This window comes from Capnocytophaga sp. oral taxon 323 (assembly GCF_001278825.1).
Taxonomy (GTDB): Bacteria; Bacteroidota; Bacteroidia; order Flavobacteriales; family Flavobacteriaceae; genus Capnocytophaga; species Capnocytophaga ochracea.
This window is the reverse complement of sequence record NZ_CP012589.1, coordinates 1,792,154-1,814,374: the sequence shown is the minus strand read 5'-3', so window position 1 is coordinate 1,814,374 and position 22,221 is coordinate 1,792,154. Positions and strand designations below refer to the sequence as shown.

The 22,221-nt window shown below is 42.3% G+C and carries 18 protein-coding genes; 11 read left to right on the top strand and 7 right to left on the bottom strand.

Annotated features, from left to right (window positions below; translation table 11 throughout):
• The first annotated feature begins 11 nt into the window (after positions 1-11).
• The gene (locus tag AM608_RS07845) at positions 12-1,064 is read left to right on the top strand and encodes an FAD-binding oxidoreductase (RefSeq protein ID WP_053581342.1); all 1,053 of its coding nucleotides are present in this window, start codon (positions 12-14) and stop codon (positions 1,062-1,064) included.
• Between the two features lie 60 nt (positions 1,065-1,124).
• Here the strand turns inward: AM608_RS07845 and purD are convergent, their stop codons facing one another.
• The 6 genes from purD to AM608_RS07815 all read right to left on the bottom strand — a co-directional run bounded on the left by purD (position 1,125) and on the right by AM608_RS07815 (position 7,276).
• Complete coding sequence (purD, locus tag AM608_RS07840; protein WP_053581341.1) at positions 1,125-2,396, bottom strand: phosphoribosylamine--glycine ligase; 1,272 nt, start codon at positions 2,394-2,396, stop codon at positions 1,125-1,127.
• Positions 2,397-2,452: 56 nt separating this feature from the next.
• Positions 2,453-3,223 (bottom strand): NAD(+) synthase, encoded by a 771-nt coding sequence (nadE, locus tag AM608_RS07835; RefSeq protein ID WP_053581340.1) that lies wholly within the window; start codon positions 3,221-3,223, stop codon positions 2,453-2,455.
• Between the two features lie 75 nt (positions 3,224-3,298).
• Positions 3,299-3,976 carry a DNA repair protein RadC gene (gene radC / locus AM608_RS07830; RefSeq protein WP_053581339.1) on the bottom strand — a complete coding sequence of 226 codons (678 nt, stop codon included), beginning with the start codon at positions 3,974-3,976 and terminating at the stop codon, positions 3,299-3,301.
• Positions 3,977-4,002: 26 nt separating this feature from the next.
• Entirely contained in the window at positions 4,003-4,773 is a 771-nt protein-coding gene (locus tag AM608_RS07825) for a hypothetical protein (protein WP_253273460.1), read from the bottom strand.
• Between the two features lie 139 nt (positions 4,774-4,912).
• Complete coding sequence (locus AM608_RS07820) at positions 4,913-5,827, bottom strand: bile acid:sodium symporter family protein (protein WP_253273459.1); 915 nt, start codon at positions 5,825-5,827, stop codon at positions 4,913-4,915.
• Positions 5,828-6,118: 291 nt separating this feature from the next.
• Entirely contained in the window at positions 6,119-7,276 is a 1,158-nt protein-coding gene (locus AM608_RS07815; protein ID WP_053581336.1) for a dicarboxylate/amino acid:cation symporter, read from the bottom strand.
• A gap of 455 nt (positions 7,277-7,731) precedes the next feature.
• Here AM608_RS07815 and atpD point away from each other — a divergent pair, with 455 nt between their 5' ends.
• From atpD to AM608_RS07765, 10 genes are all read left to right on the top strand, one after another.
• Positions 7,732-9,246: a F0F1 ATP synthase subunit beta gene (gene atpD / locus AM608_RS07810; protein ID WP_002674457.1), complete on the top strand. Its 1,515-nt coding sequence runs from the start codon at positions 7,732-7,734 to the stop codon at positions 9,244-9,246.
• Between the two features lie 55 nt (positions 9,247-9,301).
• The gene (gene atpC / locus AM608_RS07805; protein ID WP_053581335.1) at positions 9,302-9,538 is read left to right on the top strand and encodes an ATP synthase F1 subunit epsilon; all 237 of its coding nucleotides are present in this window, start codon (positions 9,302-9,304) and stop codon (positions 9,536-9,538) included.
• A 197-nt stretch (positions 9,539-9,735) separates the two neighbouring features.
• Positions 9,736-10,548 (top strand): DUF2262 domain-containing protein, encoded by an 813-nt coding sequence (locus AM608_RS07800; protein WP_053581334.1) that lies wholly within the window; start codon positions 9,736-9,738, stop codon positions 10,546-10,548.
• Position 10,549: 1 nt separating this feature from the next.
• Positions 10,550-11,560: a virulence RhuM family protein gene (locus tag AM608_RS07795; RefSeq protein ID WP_053581333.1), complete on the top strand. Its 1,011-nt coding sequence runs from the start codon at positions 10,550-10,552 to the stop codon at positions 11,558-11,560.
• Positions 11,561-11,587: 27 nt separating this feature from the next.
• Positions 11,588-13,558 carry a DNA primase gene (gene dnaG / locus AM608_RS07790; protein WP_053581332.1) on the top strand — a complete coding sequence of 657 codons (1,971 nt, stop codon included), beginning with the start codon at positions 11,588-11,590 and terminating at the stop codon, positions 13,556-13,558.
• A 224-nt stretch (positions 13,559-13,782) separates the two neighbouring features.
• On the top strand, positions 13,783-14,553 hold the full coding sequence (locus AM608_RS07785; RefSeq protein WP_053581331.1) for a threonine/serine exporter ThrE family protein: 771 nt from the start codon (positions 13,783-13,785) through the stop codon (positions 14,551-14,553).
• Positions 14,540-15,121 (top strand): threonine/serine exporter family protein, encoded by a 582-nt coding sequence (locus AM608_RS07780; protein WP_002674440.1) that lies wholly within the window; start codon positions 14,540-14,542, stop codon positions 15,119-15,121. Before AM608_RS07785 ends, AM608_RS07780 begins: the two co-directional genes overlap by 14 nt.
• A gap of 24 nt (positions 15,122-15,145) precedes the next feature.
• Complete coding sequence (locus AM608_RS07775; protein WP_053581330.1) at positions 15,146-15,871, top strand: YggS family pyridoxal phosphate-dependent enzyme; 726 nt, start codon at positions 15,146-15,148, stop codon at positions 15,869-15,871.
• Positions 15,872-16,293: 422 nt separating this feature from the next.
• A complete protein-coding gene (locus AM608_RS07770; protein ID WP_009411503.1) occupies positions 16,294-17,586 on the top strand; it encodes an MFS transporter in 1,293 nt (430 codons plus the stop codon).
• 1,046 nt (positions 17,587-18,632) lie between these two features.
• Positions 18,633-19,850: a beta-ketoacyl synthase gene (locus tag AM608_RS07765; RefSeq protein WP_009421460.1), complete on the top strand. Its 1,218-nt coding sequence runs from the start codon at positions 18,633-18,635 to the stop codon at positions 19,848-19,850.
• On the opposite strand, the gene AM608_RS07760 is transcribed toward AM608_RS07765, so the two are convergent.
• Entirely contained in the window at positions 19,840-21,960 is a 2,121-nt protein-coding gene (locus AM608_RS07760; RefSeq protein ID WP_053581329.1) for a GH92 family glycosyl hydrolase, read from the bottom strand. The two genes, AM608_RS07765 and AM608_RS07760, sit on opposite strands and share 11 nt — an antisense overlap.
• Positions 21,961-22,221: the final 261 nt, after the last annotated feature.

The window sequence follows — 22,221 nt, the reverse complement described above, 5'->3', positions numbered from 1 at the left end:
AGCGCATCGGTATGTACGATTTTATTATTATAGGCGGAGGCTTAGCAGGTGTTACTTTTGCTAACTTTTTGGAAAAACACGGCAAGAGCTTTTGTTTGATAGCCGACCGCTCACAAGTAGCTAGTTTGATTGCGGGAGGAGTGTATAATCCGGTAGTTTTAAAGCGATTTACTCCCATATGGCGAGCCGAAGAGGTAATGAGTATGATTGAGCCGTTTTATACCGAAATAGAGGCTAAAACGGGTGTTTCTTTTCATATATCAATGCCTGTGCTCCGAAAGTTTGCTTCGGTAGAAGAACAAAACAACTGGTTCACTGCTGCTGACCAACCTTTGCTTTCGGGTTACCTCAGCACTACATTAGTGCCCGAAACCAATCCCGCAGTACCAGCTCCTTTTCTTTTTGGAGAAGTAATGCGTACAGGGAGAGTGGAAGTGAAGAAGTACTTATCGGAATGCCTCAGGCATTGGCAGGAAGAAGGAGTTTATCACGCTAAGACTTTCGATTATGAAGCACTTGAGATTTGCGATACACACGTGGTATATAGGGGAGTGGAAGCCCGCAACATCGTGTTTTGTGAGGGCTGTGGCATTAGTAAAAATTCTTATTTCAGTTCTTTGCCAATGCGCCCTTGTAAAGGTGAGACCCTTACCTTTTACGCTCCCGATTTACAGTTGCACACTATCCTAAAAAGTGATGGTAGTATCATTCCGTTAGGGGGTGATACTTATATTATGGGAGCAACTTATGACCCCGAAGACCTTACAGATACTATTACAGAGGGGGCTCGCAAAGAACTATTAGAGAAACTGCGCAAGATGGTGCGTTGTTCTTTTGAAATTATCTCACACCAAGCGGCTTTACGCCCCACGGTAGCTGATAGGAGACCTTTAATAGGAAGCCACCCGTTGTATCCTCATCTTTGGGTGCTGAACGGCTTAGGGACAAGGGGAGTGCTCAATGCACCCTTCTGTGCTAAGATACTTTATGAAGCGGTGTACGAAGAGAAAGAGATTCCTAAAGAGATGAACATAGCGCGTTTCGCTAAACGACTTAGAAGATAAAAAATAGGGAAGAGTTGTGTTCTGCAACTCTTCCCTATTTTTTCTTAATACTTAACCTTTTTAAAGGTCTTTCCCAATGTCTTTTCGCCAGTAAGCACCTTCAAACTGTATCTTACTGATATTGTCGTAAGAGTGTTGTAAGGCTTCTTTGAAATCATCGCCAAGCGAAGTAATGGCGAATACGCGACCGCCAGCGGTGAGGAGTTTGCCGTCCTTCAAAGCAGTGCCTGCGTGGTATACAGTGCTCCCAACAGCTTTTTCTGTGCCTGTAATCTCTTTCCCTTTCTCATAATTCTCAGGATATCCACCCGATACCATTACCACCGTCGTAGCACTCTGGTGGGATACTTTCAGCTCTTGTGAAGCCAAAGTGCCGTTGTAAAGAGATTGGAAAAGCGGAATGAGGTCGCTTTCTATACGGGGGAGAACAGCTTCGGTTTCGGGGTCTCCCATACGCACATTGTATTCTATCACGTAAGGCTCGCCGTCTACTTTTATGAGTCCGATAAACACAAAACCTTTATATACGATACCTTCCTTGTGCAATCCTACAATAGTAGGTTTTACGATGCGCTCTTCAATCTTCTGCATAAAGGCTGTATCGGCGAAAGGCACCGGCGAAACAGCCCCCATACCGCCTGTGTTGAGCCCTGTATCTCCTTCACCTATGCGCTTATAGTCTTTGGCGGTAGGCAATATCTTATAGTCTACCCCATCGGTGAGGACAAAGCAACTGAGCTCAATGCCTTCGAGGAATTCTTCAATCACCACCTTAGTGCTTGCTTTCCCAAATTTTTCGTTGATGAGCATACGGCGCAATTCGGCTTGGGCTTCTGTTAAGTTATCTAAGATAACAACTCCTTTACCGGCAGCCAAACCATCGGCTTTCAGTACATAAGGGGCTTTCATCGTGCTGAGGAAAGCACAACCTTCTTCCACTGTATCCTTAGTAAAGCTCGCATATTTAGCTGTGGGAATATGGTGACGTACCATAAACTCTTTGGCGAACTCCTTACTGCCTTCAAGAGTAGCGCCTTGCTGTGAGGGACCTATCACTTGCACGTGAGCAAGGGCAGGGTCGGCAGTAAAGAAATCGTACACTCCTTGCACTAAGGGGTCTTCGGGACCTACCACTACCATTGCAATCTGTTTTTCGAGTACAAAGGCTTTCAGCGCGGGGAAGTCGGTAGGGCTGATAGCCACATTGGTAGCTACAGTATGGGTACCCCCATTACCAGGGGCAATATACAAGGTGTCGCATAGCGGACTTTCGTGTAGTTTTAGGGCAAAGGCGTGTTCGCGACCGCCAGAGCCTAAGATAAGTATATTCATTTTTTAATTTGGTGCGAGCCACACAGGCATATAATCTATACTATTTGCTAATTTTCTCATTTGCTAATCTTACAAAACGGTATGGGTTGCATTTTATGTTGGTTAGCACGGTTGAGGCGGGTATATATCTCGAATACTTCACGCTCTCTACCACTAAATTCCTCAGCTTTTTTGCCCTGCTCGGTTTGGAGCATTGCCCATTCAAGCTCATCGTAAGTAGCTTTCAGTTGGTCTTCATCGCTACGGTCGTCGCCAAAAAGCCCGTCGGAAGGTTTTGCTTTGAGAATACTTTTTGGGATATGCAGATACTCACCGAGTTTGTACACTTCACTCTTCATCAGGTCGGCTATGGGGCTTATATCTACCCCACCATCGCCGTATTTGGTAAAGAACCCTACTCCAAAATCTTCAATCTTATTGCCCGTGCCTACTACTATATAGCCTTCGAGTCCTGCAAAATAGTAAAGAGTCGTCATTCGCAGACGTGCACGAGTGTTAGCAAGTGCCATTTCGTAAGTAGATTTATCAGTAGGGGGTATTTGTGTCACAAATTGGTCGAATACAGGAGTGAGGTCTACCCGCAGGTCGCTCACATTAGGATAATGTGCTTTGAGAAACTCTATATGCTCCTCAGCGCGGCTCACGTGGCTTTCAGCTTGGTGAATAGGCATTTCGAGGCAGAGAGTAGGCAAGCCCGTACGCGCACAAAGGGTAGAGACGACTGCCGAGTCTACCCCGCCCGATACGCCTATCACTAACCCTTTTACACGAGCGTTCTCGGCGTAGGTCTTTATCCAATTAATTATTTGAGAAGCTATATTTTCCATTATATTGAAGTGTTTAACTCTTATGGCGACAAAAATACTACATAATTACCAAATCAGCAAATTTATCATTCACCATTAGAAAAGCCTTTCGTCTAAAAGACTCAAATACTCTTTCTCGGTAACGATTACGTGGTCTAAGAGTTTGATGTCTAACATATCACCTGCTGTTTTTACTCTCTGGGTGAGTTCGATATCTTCCTTGCTGGGGGTGATGCTACCCGAAGGGTGGTTGTGCACTAATATCAACGCAATAGCTCCTTGCTCCAACGCTGTTTTGAAGAGCAGTCGAACGTCTACGGTAGTATGGGTAATCCCTCCTGAAAAAAGTCGTGCTTTGTGTATCACACGATTGGTGCTATTGAGGTAGAGTACCCAAAATTCTTCGTGGGGCAACTCGCCTATGAGAGGTTGCATTAGGGTAAAAACGTTATGAGCTACCTCTATTTTAGGCTGTAGTTCGGGAGTTTCGGCAGTGCGTCGCCTACCCATTTCGGTAGCGGCGAGAATGGTAATCGCTTTTGCCTGCCCAATACCTTTGAAGGCTTGTAGTTGTTGCAAGCTCTGTTTGCCCAAAGTCGTCAAGCTATTATTCACCGAAGCCAAAATGCGCCTACTCAGCTCCACAGCACTCTCATCCGCCGACCCCGAGCCTAATAGTATCGCCAAAAGCTCGGCATTACTAAGGGCTGTTTTACCTTGGGCAATCATCTTCTCACGCGGTTTATCGGTATCCGCCCAGTTTTTAATGGTCATAATTTAGTTAGGGGTTTAAGGTTGTTTTAATAATACTCTATGATTCTCTTTTTTGTAGTTGTGAGTTTGCCATCTTCGTATTCTTTGACTACAATAGCACTGCCTTGGGTATCGTATTCATACTGGTAAGTGGTAGTAACAATAAGACCAGTAAAATATTTCTGCTCACGCTTTTCTAAATAGCCCTTGCTGTTGTAAGTATATGTAGAAGTTAAAAAAAGCTCATCTTTACTACCTGAGTAAAAGGCTCCTTTAATGACTTGTCCTTTTTTGTTATAGGTTAGTACATTTTTCTGTTTATTTCCGTCCTTGTGTTCAATATTTATTTCAGTCTTTAGATTGGTATGGTCATAAGTGTAGTTCATTACAATCTTTTCGTCATCTTTTTTAAAAACATCTGTTCGGGTAAGCTCTAAGCCTTCTGGGTTTAGCTTACTTATGCTTTGGTATAGGATATCTCCATCGCTGTTGTAAGCGGTTGTTTTCACTTCGTCAGCAGAGCGAGTAACATATATATTTCTGGGCGTCTGTTCAGCCTCGTTATCATCAGGAGGGGTTAAGTGAATCGCTTCAGTATAATAGCCTTTTTCATCAAAAGTATACAATACTGAATCAGAGGCTTTGGTTTTCTCTTCAAAATAAACTCTATCAACATTGCCGTAGTAATAGGTTAGTTCGAGCATTTGTTTTACTTTGCCGTGCAATTGGTTTTCTTCTAAATCTGTAGAAGGTTTAATGTGTGTTTTACAGCCTACAAAGGCTATTAAAATCATTGAGATAATTACTGTTCTTCTCATAAGGGTTAGTTTTTAGTTATTAGAGAGTATTGGATAATCTTCGGGTATATTGTTCATTTCTTGATATTTCTTGTTGTTACTCACATACCCAGCTGCACCAACTCCCTCGCTTTACCTGAGACCTGAAACCTGTTACTTGTTACCTATTACCTGATAACTTATTCGCCAGCCAGCTCACATAAAACAGCTGAAAGCTGTGATAAAGCATTATCGGCAAGAGGAACATCACTTTGTTATCGTCAGGAATACCCAATACCATCATAAACAAACTCCCGTGTACTAACGATTTCTTCGAGCCACAAAAAGTAGTAGTAATCGTATCTTCGCGGTTAAAGTGCAAACGGTGCGACGCCCATTGCAAGAGATAGTATACAATGAAAAACATACCCACCACTGCTACTGCGATAATCGCAAAAGTAATCGGTGGGACACTGCCAAATATACGGTTTACAAAAGCGGTCGAAAAGCTCTCGTAGACAATCAGCAGGATAATAAGCCTATCAAACTTGCCTATCAGTTTGCCGTAACGCTCTATAAACTTCTTGCACAGCGGATTAAGCAAGAGCCCTAATACTATCGGCAACAGTACTTTTAATAATAATTGCTGTATAATTGCTACTTGGTCTACTGCCCCACCACTATTGCTTTCCATAAAAGGGTGCATTAGCATAGGGGTAGCAAAGATTCCTATGAGCCCCGAGATAGAAGCGTTAAAAATCGCTGAGGGCACGTTCCCTTTTGCGATAGACACCATCACTACCGATGACGATACGGTAGACGGCAAGCAAGCCAAAAAGTATATCGAAAGCCACAACACGTAGAATTCTGTGCCCTGTGCTATCTTGTAAAAAGGCATTACCAAGAGCGGAAACAGCACAAAGGTAGCTATTTGTACCAGCAAGTGTAGCTTCCAGTTCTTAACGTCGTTCAGCACTTCTCGCAAGTTCAGTTTGAGTCCGTAGAGCAGGAAGATAATCACAATCCCCCAATCGATAAAGGTTCCTAAATTAAAGTATGCGTTATAGCTTTCTCGATAAGGAATAAGGTAGCCCATAAGTACCATTAGTACCAAGAGCCACAAGAATGCGTTTTTAACAAAAATTTGTGTAAGTTTGTCATTTGCTTTCGTTTTAACTATTGTTTTTGTTCCCGTAAAAAACTGATATTTAAATATTTATATACCTTTTCTATACCCATCGTCCAAGATTCGTATAAGCTTCCTATAAGCTCTCTATAAGCTAAGACCACCTTTCCTGTACCCTTCCAAGTATTCTGAACCGTTTCGTTTCTTTTCGTCTCCATCTACCAATCTGTTAATTTCCTAATTCTCTAATTTTCTCATTTGCTAATTTTTCCCGCATTTATCAACTATCAAAGCTACAGCACCGTCACCCGTTACATTACAAGCCGTGCCAAAGCTATCCATCGCTATATAAAGTGCAATCATTAGTCCCTGTTGCGCCTCATTAAAACCAAGAATACTATTCAGCACCCCCAAAGCAGCCATAATAGCCCCTCCCGGTACCCCAGGGGCAGCAATCATCACCACCCCCAGCATCATTATAAAACCAGCAAACAGCGAAAAGTCATAAGGCATTCCTTGAAGCATCATCAGGGCAAGCGCACAAGCCGTAATCTTCATCGTACTGCCCGAAAGGTGAATCGTAGCACAAAGCGGAATCACAAATCCCGCTATCCGTTGCGAAATGCCTAATTTCAGTGTCTGCCTCAACGTTACAGGAATGGTAGCAGCCGACGATTGTGTACCCAAAGCCGTCGCATAAGCCGGTAGCATTGTAGCCAGTGCCTTAAACGGATTCTTCCCTGCAATACTTCCCGCAATCAGGTATTGGATAATGAGCAAAGCAATGTGCATCACAAAAAGAACCAAAATCAGTTTAAAGAACACCTTCATTATTGCCATTACCTGTCCGTTAAAGGTAATTTCAGCAAAAATACACATAATATAAATAGGCAATATCAGTATAATAGCCCTAACGATAAGCCATTTCACAATATCGCCAAACTCTTTAATCACCTCTGTAAGTTTTGATTCTTCTCTAAACGACAACCCAATCCCGATGATAAAAGAAAACAGCAAAGCACTCATCACATCAGCCAAAGGAGGCATCTCAATGGTAAAATAAGGAGGCAAACTCTTTCCTTTATCTACAATGGCGCCCAATTGTTCCCCCTGCAATAGCGAAGGAAAAAGAGATTCGCCCACCAAGTAAGTAGAAAAACCCGAGAAAAGCGTAAAAGCATACGCAATTCCTATGGTAATAAGCAGTAATCTACCTGCATTTTTACCCAAATCACTAATCGAAGGCATAATAAGCCCTATCAAAATCAGCGGTATTGCAAACTTTAAAAAGTTGCTAAACAATACCTGAAAAGTAATAAGAATGCGGTACAACCATTCAGGTGCATAATAGCCCAACGCTATCCCAAACAGGATACCACAAACCACCTTAAACAAAAGATTATTAAAAATATTTTTCATTTTTTTATATATTTTCGTGTATGATAACCGTCACCAACTCCCCCTTTGGAGGTAGCCAGCGATAGCTGGGTATGTGTAAGGGGGAGGTTTATAATCAATTAGTAAATTCAACCCTTGATTGGTATTATAATAAAAGTTGAGTATCTATAAAAGAATAACGTGGCAAATATACAATATTTTCACCTTCCTTTGCTAAAACAAGTTCTGAAATTCAATAAGAAAAAGAAAATTTAAATCTTATATCTGTTGATAATCAACATTATAAAATTCTACAATAAAATATTTTTCTAAAAAAGAATTACAAAGATTTGTCCCTTTTTAAAAAAGTCCCTACATTTGCACAATATTTAGGTTTCTGCTCATAGGTCTCATATTTCAGACCTCAGCTTCTGAAACCATAACACCACAACCTATGGCTTAATGCCTATGGTCTAAACAACTAAAAATAAAAAAGAATGTTACAAAAAGGAAAAGTAGCACAAGTAATTGGACCTGTGGTCGATGTAGAGTTCGCTTCTGATAATGAACTCCCACGCATTTATGATTCCTTGGAAATCACAAGACCCGACGGTACCAAACTCATATTAGAAGTACAATCGCATATAGGCGAAGACGTAGTGCGCGCCATTTCTATGGACTCCACCGAAGGACTTAGCCGCGACACCGAAGTGATTGCCACAGGCAGTCCTATCAAAATGCCCGTAGGGCACGATATCTACGGTCGCCTCTTCAACGTAATTGGTGACGGGGTCGACGGGCTCGGCAACCTGCCCAAAGACGGCGACAACGGCTTGCCTATCCACCGCGAAGCTCCCAAGTTCGAAGAACTCTCCACCACTACCGAAGTACTCTTCACCGGTATTAAAGTCATCGACCTTATCGAACCTTATGCCAAAGGAGGTAAAATCGGTCTGTTTGGCGGTGCGGGTGTAGGTAAAACGGTGCTCATTCAAGAATTGATTAATAACATCGCCAAAGGACACGGCGGTCTATCAGTATTCGCTGGGGTAGGCGAACGTACCCGTGAAGGAAACGACCTGCTACGCGAGATGCTCGAATCGGGCATTATCAAATATGGCGAAGGTTTTATGGAATCGATGGAAAAAGGCGGTTGGGATTTGAGTAAAGTAGACCGCAAGGCACTTAAAGAATCAAAAGCTACTTTCGTTTTCGGGCAAATGAACGAACCTCCTGGAGCACGTGCTCGTGTAGCCCTCTCAGGGCTCACTATTGCCGAGTACTTCCGCGATGGTGCTGGCGAAGGTCACGGTAAAGACGTGCTTTTCTTCGTCGATAATATCTTCCGTTTCACCCAAGCAGGTTCTGAGGTATCCGCCCTTTTAGGACGTATGCCATCAGCGGTGGGTTACCAACCTACGTTGGCTACCGAAATGGGTGCGATGCAAGAGCGCATCACCTCTACCAAGCACGGTTCTATCACCTCAGTACAAGCGGTATACGTACCTGCCGACGACCTTACTGACCCCGCTCCGGCAACTACCTTTGCCCACCTCGATGCGACCACCGTATTATCGCGTAAAATCGCCGAGCTCGGTATCTACCCTGCGGTAGACCCTCTCGATTCTACTTCGCGTATCCTTACCCCCGAAATTTTGGGTAAAGAGCACTACGAGTGCGCACAACGCGTGAAAGAGCTCTTACAACGTTACAAACAATTGCAAGACATTATCGCTATCCTCGGTATGGAAGAGCTTTCAGAAGACGATAAAGTAGCCGTTGCTCGTGCACGTCGCGTACAGCGTTTCTTGTCACAGCCTTTCCACGTAGCCGAGCAGTTTACAGGCTTACCAGGAGCTTATGTAGATATCAAAGACACTATCAAAGGCTTTAATATGATTCTCGACGGCGAACTCGACCATCTTCCAGAAGCTGCCTTCAACCTTAAAGGCACTATTGAAGAAGTAATCGAAGCAGGTGAAAAAATGCTTGCCGAAGCACAAGCTAGTTAATAAGAAAATTAGCTAATGTTAAATAACAACAAAAAAGCCCGTATGGCTCGCACTTATGTTAGTAGAAATCTTTACTCCTGAAGCCCTTTTGTTTAAAGGTGAAGTAACCTCGGTGAAGGTGCCTGGGGCTAAAGGAACATTTGTAATATTAAATCACCACGCCCCTATCATCTCATTGCTTACGGAAGGCGAGGTAAAGCTCTTTGAGGGCAAAAAAGAACTGCAACATTTCACTATTACAGGAGGTACCTTGGAGTGCAACCAAAACAAAATAGTGATTTTAGCAGACTAAAAGAAAGTTTTTTTTGTTTCATTGTAATTAAAAATTAAATGTAAATAACCGACTCTTGTAAATAAAGCAGTCGGTTATTTGTTTTTTGCTTTTCTGAAAAGAATGTTATATCTTTGCATTGTCAAATCTATAATCAAATACACTTATTAAAATAATAAATATAACATAACTTTCTTGTCTCTTAACTAAGTATTTTTATGAGCCCACAAACTATACAGAAATTCTCTGATGAGTTCCTTCCCGAAGAAAAGGAACTTATCGTGCTCATTGAAAGTCCTACCAATGGAGCAACTTATTATAATGGAGCTTGGGTACCTTCTAACGAGCCTTTGGCATATATTGATGTAAAAACAGGTGAACTTTGCGAAGAGAATATCCGTTTGGAATGGTTGGTAGCTGATGAAAGTAATTGGCAGTATTACTTCGCTCCGTTAGAAGTTTTCCGCATCAAAGTACGCCCTAAGAAACCTGAATTCTCACACCCTGAGCAACGTTGCTTTTTGTTGGTAGCAGTCTTAGAAGATAACGTAACCGTACCTCGTTTCGACCCTATTATTGAGGAATACAACACCGAAGTTACTTATGAAGATGAAGACTTTAGTTTAGAACTCAACCGAGAATACGATTGGTTTGAGGGTGAAATCCTCTACACCGATGAAGAAGTGCAATTCACCGTAGAAACTACCGAACTAAGTGAGCTACAAGATATCTTAAAATCTTTCAAAAATGCTACTAAGGGCAAATTCTACAGATGGGTAGCAACCCTCAAAACCTTTGCCACTGAAAAGCTTACTCCCTTAGCTAACAAATGGCAAAAAGAAGCAGATGCTACTGCCCCTGAGATTACTCCCGAGCGTTTTGCTCAGCGTATGAGTATCACAAGTATCATTCTTTTTGAGGAGGAACGTTTCTGTATCTATTTTGATGACGACGATATGTTCTGGGGGCACGCCATTGCCGTATACGGGAACCTCAACGGCGAGCTCGAAGAGGCTACTATCGAGGGGTAAAATGATTGACAAACAAATAAACCCTATGGACTCACAGTTTCTCATATACCAAAATCAAGAAGGAGATGTTAAGATAGATGTACGCTTCCAAGATGAAACAATATGGCTTTCACAAGCCGAAATGTCTGTTCTTTTTAGTAAAGATAAGCGAACTATAAGCGAACATATTTCCAACATCTTTAAAGAAGGAGAATTAGATGAAAATTCAGTTATCCGGAATTTCCGGACAACTGCTACTGATGGAAAAGAATATTGGGTAAAATATTACAATCTCGATGTGATCATCTCAGTAGGTTATCGAGTAAAATCACAACAAGGAACGCGTTTTCGTATTTGGGCAACTCAGCAACTCAAAGAGTATTTAATCAAAGGTTTTGTGTTAAATGACGAGCGTTTTAAGCAAGGTACTGCGATGAACTACTTCGACCAGCTCCAAGAACGCCTCCGCAAAATACGAATCTCTGAACGGTTCTTCTATCAAAAAATTAAAGATATATACAAAACCAGTATAGACTACAACGCTCAAGATGAGCAAACCATAAAGTTCTTTAAAGTAGTGCAAAACAAACTCCTATGGGCGGTTAGTGAGCAAACAGCCGCCGAGATAGTCTATAATCGTGCCGATGCCTCTTTGCCCCTTCTGGGAATGCAATCCTACGACAAAACAGCTACTGCCACTATTAAAAAAAGTGAAGTAAGCATCGCCAAGAATTATCTCAACGAAGAGGAAATAAAGCTTTTGGGCTTGCTTGTAGAACAATATTTAGCTTTCGCCGAAACTATGGCACAACAGCAAACGCCTATGTATATGAAAGACTGGATAGCCCGCTTGGATATTATCCTGCAACTCAATGGCAGAGAGCTCTTACAACACGCTGGTAAGATTTCACACCAAATGGCTATAGAGAAATCTGCTCAAGAGTATGAAAAATACCAAACTAAGCAACGCCAAATAGAACGTGAAAACAGCCTTAAAGAATTGGAGGACGACCTGAAACAATTAACAAATTAATCCTTTTCTTCCTTAATCTAAAAAACAGTGATTTCAAAAAATACCATAGATAAAGTATACGACCAAATGCGGGTGGAGGAAGTCATTGGCGACTTCGTTCAACTCAAGCGTGCAGGGTCTAATTACAAAGGATTGAGTCCGTTCTCCAACGAGCGAACACCCAGCTTTATGGTCTCGCCCGTAAAGCAAATATGGAAAGACTTCAGTAGTGGCAAAGGCGGGAATGCTATTGCCTTCCTAATGGAACACGAGCACTTCACCTACCCCGAAGCTATTCGCTATTTGGCTAAAAAATACCATATCGACATTGAGGAAACTCAGCAATCTACCGAAGAAAAAGCACAAGCCGATGAGCGCGAGAGTCTCTATATTGTCTCAGAATACGCCCAACAATATTTTCAGGATACCCTCTTTAATACCGAAGCCGGTAAGGCTATCGGTATGACCTATTTCAAAGAGCGCGGTTTTACGGAGGAAACAATCCAAAAATTCCGCTTAGGCTTCTCCCCCGACGAGTGGACTGCCTTCACCGATAACGCCCTTGCCAAAGGCTATCAGTTGGAGTTCTTAGAAAAAACGGGACTCACCATCGTCAATGCCGACCGTAAGTTCGACCGCTTCAAAGGGCGTGTAATGTTCCCCATTCACTCTATGAGCGGACGCGTATTGGGCTTCGGAGGGCGTATCCTCACCAACGACAAGAAACAAGCTAAATACCTCAACTCTCCCGAAAGCGAGATTTACCACAAGAGCAAAGTGCTCTATGGAATCTTCTTTGCCAAACAAGCCATCGCCAAAGCCGATAACTGCTATTTGGTTGAAGGCTATACCGATGTGATTCAAATGCACCAAAAAGGCATCGAAAATGTAGTAGCCTCAAGCGGAACAGCACTTACGCAAGACCAAATCCGCCTCATTCACCGTCTCACACCCAACATCACGGTGCTGTACGATGGCGATGCCGCTGGCTTACGTGCTTCCATTCGTGGGGTAGACCTCATCTTGGAACAGGGTATGAATGTAAAAGTCTGCACCTTCCCCGAGGGAGACGACCCCGATAGCTTTGCTCGCAAAACTGCCTACGAAGACCTCGTGCTATACCTCGAAAACAACGCCACCGATTTTATTCGCTTCAAAGCCTCCCTCCTAATGCAAGAGGCGCAGAACGACCCTATCAAAAAAGCCGAAACCATACGCGATATGGTAGAGAGTATCTCTAAAATCCCCGACCTTATCAAGCGGGAAGTATATGTGCGCGAGTGCGCTACCATTATGGACATCTCGGAACAGGTGCTCTTCTCTACTTTGGCGCAAATTCTCAAAAAGGACTTTTATGAAGGACAAAAAGTAGAGCGCAAGCAATCTACTATGCAAGTGGTACAAACGCCAGAAGAGACTCAAAAACGCACAATAAACCGTTTGGAGGTGTTAGAGCACGATTTAATAAAGATTCTTCTTTCTAAAGGGAATGAAGATTGTGTTTTCACCGATACTATTCTGGTAGAAGAAGAAAACGGCGACCTTAAAGAAAAACAAGTACAGCAAACTCTCAAAGTTTACGAAAAAGTATTCCTCGAACTTCAAGAAGACGAAATAGAGTTCGCTAACCCCGATTTTAAGCAGATATATGACCAACTAATGACAATGTTCCAAGAAGATGCTTCCTATGATGTGAGTAGGCTTGCAAACGAACTTCCTGTGGAACTCAGTGCTAAGGTATCCGATTTGGAAATGGAAGACGAGTTTAGACATTTAGACAATTGGTTAAAACGAGATATTGTCGCAAAGGAGAAAGACAGAGACCTCAACAGAATTATCTCGGATATCATTCTAAATATTCGTTTGCTATTAATAATGCACCTCATCAACAATTTAGCAGAGAAAGTACGTACTGAAATAACAGATGAAGAACGCAAAAGCATTATGGAAGAGGTCATAGGATATAACCAACTAAAAACAATATTAGGCAAGCGCTTAAATGTGATAGTAAATTATTAAATCTTCACCTTTTTGCCATTCTTCATTATTTTTGTACTTTTGCACTTTGTAATGAAAACTATAATATTTAGAAATTATTTGCTTTATGTTACTTGCAATTTACTTTTGCTTGCCAGAAAGACATTCTCTTAGAAGAAAACAGCAAGGAATACCAAAAGCTATTCGTCCGAAGAGTCTGACAAGCCCTATAACTAACCTCTTAAGAACTAACGTCTAAAATATATATGAAGCCCATTGAACGAGCGGCACGCCTTTTTGCCGATATCAACGAACTGCTAATTTCTAGCGGTGCCAATACCCGTAGGGTAGAACGCAATGTAGAACGCATTTCTAATGCACTGAACTACCATTGCGAGAACTTCTATTCGCATTCGGCTATCGTGCTAACAATACAGGACAAAAGCACAGGCGAAAAAGAAACTATCGTGCGCTCTATCCCGCATCACGGAGTAAACTTCAGTGCGATTTCCGATATCAGTATCCTATCGTGGGAGGCTATCGAAAAGAAACTCCCTATTGAGGAAATCGAAGAGCAGGTAGCTACCATCAAGGCACGCCCACATTACAATATGTATGTAATGTGGTTCTTCGTATCAATAGCAGGAGGCTCATTAGCCTACGTATTTGGCAAAGAAAACGCAAGTTATGCCGAGTTCGCTATGTCGTTTCTCGCTACTTTATTAGGGTTAGCAGGCAGACGAGTGTTGCAGTTGCGCAAGTTCAATGTGTATATCTGTTGGGGTTGGGCTGCTTTCGTATCGGTGGCTGTGATGAGCATCTTCCGCTTGCTTGGCGTACAAGACTATCACAATGCCTTGGCAGCTTGTGTATTGTGGTTAGTGCCTGGGGTACCTCTTATCAATGGCTTTATCGATATGCTCTCAGGCTGTATTGTAGCAGGAATTGCTAAACTCACTCACGCTGCTATTTTAGTGTTTATGATTTCATTAGGTTTTTATTTAGCTTTACTATTATTCGGTTATGAACTTCCTTGATATATTTTTAGGTTTAGCAGAACGCATCTTTTGGTCGATGTGGATTTCTATCGGTTTTGCTTTATTGTTTAACACACCACGTCGTGCTTTATGGATAACAGGTGTATTAGGCGGTATAGGGTGGGGTATTAAGTTCATTCTATTAGCAACCTTAATGCCCGAACAAATCGTGATTACTTCTTTTCTGGGAGCTTGTGTGGTAGGGCTCTTAGCCGTGTATTTCGCCCACCGTGTACACACACCTCCTATTGTGTTTACCATCCCCGCCGTAATTAATATGATTCCTGGTAAATACGGCTATGAGTTTATGATGAAAATCATACAAATAGTAACCGTTGAAACCCCACAAGACGAAACATTAGATTTACTCTACCAAACCTTCAAACTCGGTTTACAAACAGGCTTTATTACTATGTGCTTAGCCTTTGGGGTGATTGCTCCTATGCTGTTATTTAACACCTATTCGGTAAAAGGTAAAGACCTAAACGACCTCATCAAACGTCGCCTCTTGCGCAAGAAAGCTGAAGGCAATTTACCAAAGGAAGAAGTGGAGAATGAACCGATATAGTTAATTAATAATTGACAACTAAAAATGGAAAATATATTACAAAACATCGCCTTAGTACAACAACGTATTGCCAACACTTGTGAGCGCGTAGGTCGCAAGCCGGAGGAAGTAAAGCTCCTCTTGGCTACTAAAACGGTAACTCCTGAGCGCATCAAAGTAGCATTAAATGCAGGATATACACTCATCGCCGAAAACAAAGTGCAAGAGCTCAAGGAGAAGTATGAAGCGCTGAAAGACACTCTACATACCAATCATTTTATCGGTCATTTACAAACGAATAAGATAAAAGATATTTTGCGTTACGAGGTGAGTTGTGTAGAATCGGTAGACCGCCTCGATTTAGCCCAAAAACTCCACAACCGTTTGGAGAGTGAAGGCAAAGAACTCGATATCTTTATTCAGGTGAATACGTCTAACGAAGAAAGCAAGTTTGGTGCCGACCCCTCTGAGGTGCTCAATCTTGTAAAGCAAGTGGCTACACTGCCTACCCTACATATCAAAGGACTGATGACTATCGGTCTGTTTAGTGCCGAAACCGAAAAAGTGCGCGCCTGCTTTAAACTCCTTAAACATCTCCAACAAGAGATTATTGCTCTCAACCTCCCTAATGTAGACCCCCGAGAACTCTCAATGGGAATGAGTGGCGACCTCGAAACCGCTATTGAAGAAGGTGCCACTATCGTGCGCGTTGGTACCGCTATCTTCGGTAAGCGCATCTACCCCGATAGCTACTATTGGAACGAAAAATAGTCGTTAGCTGTTAATGATTATTCTTTAAGCCTTTAGCTATCGGTATCGAACACATTCGAATAGTCTGACTCGTTCGTATCAAAACTTTGGCAAAGTTTCAACTGTCCTTCGTGCTACGACCTCCCTCCATTTTCTAATTTTTCTTCCTCTTTTTCTTATTCCACTGGCGCGAGCTTTTAACTCGTGTCCTTATTATTAATTTCTTAATTTTCTGATTTTTAACTTCTAACACCTAACATCTAATATATTTCATAAATAAACCTTAAAAAAGTTTTCGTTTTTGTTGTGTTTTATATTTTCTTTATTTACTTTTGCCCCACTATTTACTAAATACAGTAGTTAATAGGAGAAATAAGTAATTTCTAACAACTAATTCCCTTCTCCTATTCCCTATTTTCTAAAATAATAAATAACTAAAAATAATGGAACACCAAAATCAACAAAACAAAAGTTACGCATTACCCATTGCGATGATGTTCGCCTTATTCTTTATGATATCATTCGTAACGGGCTTACAAAATCCTTTCGGGGTAATTGTAAAAAACCAATTTATGGCAAGCAACCTCGAATCACAATTGGGGAACCTAGCCAACTTTATCGCTTATGCTTTTATGGGGATTCCCGCAGGGCTAATGCTACAACGCATCGGTTATAAGAAAACTGCTTTAACAGCTATTGCCGTAGGCTTCGTTGGCGTTTGTATTACTTTCCTTTCAGGTAATATGGGTAGCTTTGGAGTATACCTCACTGGGGCATTTATCTCAGGCTTCTCTATGTGTATGCTGAACGTGGTAGTAAACCCAATGCTCAACACCCTCGGTGGTGGTGGCAAACGCGGTAACCAACTCTTGCAATTCGGAGGGGCTATCAACTCTATTGGGGCAACTATCGTGCCCGTATTAGTAGGGTACCTCATCGGTACTATAAGCGCCGGTACCTCTATTGCCGATGCCAATCCTGCCCTCTTCTTAGCAATGGGTATCTTCGCTTTGGCATTTATTGTACTTGCCCTAATGCAAATACCCGAACCTCACGCAGCGGTAAAACAAAAAGATGTAACCGATAAACACAGTCCACTATCTTTCCGTCACTTTATATTAGGAGCGATAGCTATCTTCCTTTACGTAGGGATTGAAGTAGGAATTCCCAACATCGCAAACCTTTTTATGACCAGTAGTCCAGAAATGAACGGCTTAGCAATAGATACCACTATTGCAGGTTCAGTAGTAGGTACTTATTGGTTCCTGATGTTCATCGGTCGTCTTACCGGAGGTTCATTAGGAGCGAAGTTTTCAAGCAAAGGAATGCTTACTTTTGTATCTTCCTTAGGAATTCTTTTTGTTATCTTAGCTATATTAATACCCGAAACACAAATGGTAAATATGCCTGTGTTCAAATCTGATATTTCTTTTGGGTTAGCCGAAGTGCCAATAAGCATAATGTTTCTCATTCTTTGTGGCTTGTGTACCTCAGTAATGTGGGGAGGTATTTTTAACCTCGCTACCGAAGGTTTAGGTAAATATACAGCCGCTGCCTCAGGTATCTTTATGGCGATGGTATGCGGGGGTGGTATTTTGCCAGCTATCCAAGGTTGGGCTGCCGATGCTTTTGGTTATATCCAAAGTTACTGGGTAATTGTATTAGCATTGCTATTCCTCTTGTATTATGCCCTCGTAGGTAGTAAAAATGTAAATACCGATATCAACGTAGATTAATAATCAAATTTCCCTAAGTTAGAAGAAAGACTGCTCCCACTTTTAGTGGGGCAGTCTTTCCTATTTTCTCTCCTAAAATTTCTTCAAGCTTCTCTCATACAGCAAATTTTCCCTTCGTTCTATCTTCACTCAAAGCCCGTCATTCGCAATTTGCTATTGATTGAGTATTATTAGTATTTCTAATATTGTGGCGTTAAATACGTTTTGTCTTTCCTTGTTACAATACTTTGCCAAAGTTTTAAATTACCTATGTGGCTCGCTCCTTTGGCAAAGTTATACTGTATCTCGTGTTACGACCTCCCATTACCTTCGTGATTCGTCATTCACCCCTCGTCATTTCTTTCGCTTCCCTGTCGCTACATTTCCCCTTTGAAGGTACCCAGCTGTCGCTGGGTATGTGTAAAGGCGGAGGTTTCTATTACACTTTTCCCTTATTGCCTATGGCCTAAGACCTCACACTTCCCCATTTACTAATTTTTTAATTTGCTAATTCTCTAATTATCTCTTCCCTTTTCCGTCACTACATTCCCCCTTTGAAGGGGGCTAGGGGGAGGTTCCTTTTAATTTTCCGTCATACTCCCCCTAGTGCCTATGGCCTAAGGCCTATCACCTATTCCTTTTTCTTTCGTCTCGAAACCCTCTTTTTACCATTTTTAGCCTTGTTGTATTATATTATTAATCAATCATTTATATACCCTTTCTATACCAATCGTCCAAGATTCGTATAAGCTTCCTATAAGCTCTCTATAAGCTAACCCCACCCTCCTTACACTCTTTTTTCATCAAAAATCCTCCCTCCCCTCTTCCGAACTTCTCCGATATCTTCCGAATCCCTCAACCCTCTACATTTGCTAATTTACTAGTTTTCTCATTCTCTCATTTCCTAATTCAACAGCCTGTGTGGCTCACACTGCCTGTGCGGCTCGCACCTTTGGCAAAGTTAATTATCAGCATTTCTGGCATTATTGGCATTATTTGGCATTATCAGTATTATTTCTTACCTTTGCCCCACTTTGTTAATTATCAATTGTCAACTGTCAATTATTATGAGAGTAGTTATCACCGGAATGGGTATTTATTCCTGTATAGGCACTTCACTGGGCGAGGTGCGCGATTCGTTATACCAAGGAAAATCGGGTATTGTTTTCTTGCCCGAACGCAAAGAATACGGCTATCGGTCTGCGCTGACGGGATTTGTAGAAAACCCCGACCTAAAAGGACTCTTAGGTCGTCGCGAGCGTATTTCTATGGGGCAAGAAAGCGAGTTCGCCTATATGGCAACCCTCGAAGCCCTTAAAAATGCCGGTATCGATAGCGATTTCTTACAACAAAACGAAGTGGGAATCCTCTACGGCAACGACAGTGTAGCCGAGTCGGTAATTCTTACAAACGATAAGATAAGAGAGAAGAAAGATACTACCCTCGTAGGCTCTGGGGCGGTATTCCGTACGATGAATTCTACCGTAACGATGAACCTCTCTACTCTCTTCCAATTGCGAGGGGTAAATATGAGTATCAGCGCAGCTTGTGCCAGTGGGTCGCATTCGGTAGGCTTAGGCTACTTACTTATCCAAAGTGGTATGCAAGACTGCGTAATATGTGGCGGAGCTCAGGAAATCAACAAGTACAGTATGGGCAGTTTCGATGGTCTTGGGGTCTTCTCAATGCGTGAGGACGAACCCACTTTGGCTTCTCGTCCCTTCGATGCCGGTAGAGACGGCTTAGTACCCAGTGGAGGGGCAGCTACTTTGGTGTTGGAGAGTTACGAGTCGGCGATGAGGCGTGGGGCAACCCCAATTGCTGAGGTGGTAGGCTACGGCTTTTCGTCTAATGGCGGACATATCTCTACACCCAATGTAGAAGGACCAGCCCGTGCTATGGCACGCGCCCTCAAAAATGCAGGGATACAAGCCAGTGAAATCGACTATATCAATGCGCACGCCACTTCTACCCCCATAGGCGATGCTAACGAAGCAAAGGCTATTTATGAGATTTTTGGCAGTAATATTCCTGTGAGTTCCACCAAATCAATGACCGGACACGAGTGCTGGATGGCAGGAGCTAGCGAAGTGATATACTCAGTGCTGATGATGCAAAACAGTTTTATAGCTCCTAATATCAATTTTGAAACCCCCGATGAAGCTTCTGCTAAGCTAAATATTATTCCCGAAACTGTAGAACGCCCTATTAAAGCCTTTTTGAGCAACTCTTTTGGCTTCGGAGGTACTAACTCAGCGTTGGTAGTAAAAGCGTTTATTTCTTAAACTCTAAACGTCCTCCTGCAATAATTTCTTCATAAGTAATATATCCTCTATTCAGCGGTTTGTCGTTGAGTAGTGTTTTTGCTTTGCTGTTTTTTCTTTTTTCAATCGTAAAAGTCTTGCCGTTCTCTAAATGCAACGTAGCTTTATCGAATAGCGGTTCACTTAGATAATACCTGCTGTTGGCAGGGTTAAGAGGATACAAACCTAACGCGGAAAGCACATACCAACTGCTCATTTGTCCGCAGTCCTCATTACCACAATGTCCGTCGGGTGTATTTTTGTATTGAGTGTTCAATATTTCGGTAACGCGCTGGGTAGTTTTTTCGGGGTGAGCTGTAAAGTGATAGAGGTAAGCCACGTGATGACTCGGTTCGTTGCCGTGCACATACTGTCCTATCATACCAGTACTAAAAATAGGCAGCTTTTCATCGGCGGTAACTGCCAAAGTGAACATCGAGTCGAGTTTTTGTTCAAAAGCCTTAATGCCTCCCATTGCATTGCGCAATCCTTCGATATTTTGTGGCACAAACCAACGATAATGCCAAGCGTTGCTTTCGCAGAAGTATTTACTATAATCTTTGGGGTTAAAAGGCTTGATAAATTGCCCTTTGCTATCCTTAGGGCGGAAGAAAGTTGTTTTTTCGTCGAAGAGATTACGCCAGTTCTCAGCGCGTTTGGCAAAGTAAGCTTCATCTTCTTTTTTATTCAAAGCTTTGGCGAATTGTGCAATACACCAATCGTCGTAAGCGTACTCTAAGGTTTTGGACACCGACCAGTTTTCATCAGATTTATCTAAATCGTAAGGCACATAACCATATCGCTTATATAAGTCGATTTCGCGTTCGTTTACCATTGCACTTTGCTTGCAAGCCTCATAAGCCAAAGGAATATCCATCGGGATTTTCTTAAAATACGCATCTACGATAATAGGCACAGCGTGATAGCCTATCATCATATTGGTTTCTCCTCCTTGCATACTCCACACCGGTAGCGCACTATTTTCGCGGTAGTGTGCCAAAAAACTACTGATAAAATCGGCGGAGGCTTCGCGGTGTAACAAGGTATAAAGCGGATGAGCCGCACGGAAAGTATCCCAAAGAGAAAAAGTATCATAACGCTTTTTGGGTGCATCGACATCGCTGAAAAGATTAGGCGCCAACATCGATTGGTAGAGCATTGTATAGAAGATCGTTTTTTGCTCCTCAGTACCGCCTTCTACCGTAATCTTCTGCAACTGCTTCTCCCATAGATTGCGAGCTGTCTCGCGATAGTCGTCGAAAGCAAAATGAGGTGCTTCAACTTCCATATTTTTATACGCTTCTGCAATGCTATGCATAGAGAGAGCTGTTTTCACTACAATGGCTTCATTATCGGCGGTAGCATAGCGGAGTACAATTTTAGAACGGTTGCTCTTGCCGTTTTCTTTTTCTTCTGTAAATTCTTTATCAGCAAAGGGTTTGGAGAGTTTGATGACGAAATACACCTTTTGGTTACGTGCCCAACCGGTAGAAAAGCGATAGCCTTCCAAAGTTGTATTATCCACCACTTTTAGATAGGTTTCGGTAGGTTTATCCCAGTTGATGCTATAACCTAAATCTATTGTAATTTTAGACTGTTCGTCTTTAGGAAAAGTATAGCGTTGCACTCCTACACGAGGAGTGGCGGTAAGTTCAGCTTTGATACCATAACTCAACAAATCGACGCTATAATAGCCTGCCGTAGCGGTTTCGTGTTTGTGAGAGAAATAAGAGAAGGGCAAACGATTGTTTGCCTCTATGCGCTCGTTAAACCTGCTATTGGTAGGCATTATCAGCACATCGTAGAGGTCGCCCGCACCCGTACCTGAGAGGTGGGTGTGTGAAAAGCCAGTAATGATGCTATCGGGATAGAAGTAACCCGAAATTCTGTCCCAGCCAGGGATACCTATATCGGGGCTTAGTTGCACCATTCCGAAGGGAGTCATCGCTCTTGGGTAGGTGTTACCGGTACCATCGGTACCGATAAACGGATTTACGTATTTGGTGAGTTGCTTTTTAGGCAACTCTTTTTGTTCTGACGCGTTGTGGCAAGCCGTAAGAGCAAATGCTAAAAGGTAAAAGTATGGTTTCATATAGGATTGAGAGTTATGAGTTGCAAAGATAGGAAAATAATTGGGAAATGAGAGAATGAGGTGCGAACTTGAATTAGAGGAATGAGGCTGTGCCTCAAAAATTAAACAAATATTAAACAAAATCAAGGCTACGCCTTGTAAAATGGGGTGCAAGCTTGTAACTTGCACCAGACGAGGTTAACTTTGGCAAAGGTGCGAGCCGCACAGGCAATTTGAAACTTTAGTAAAGTTTATAACATTACTCATTTGCTAATCTTTAAA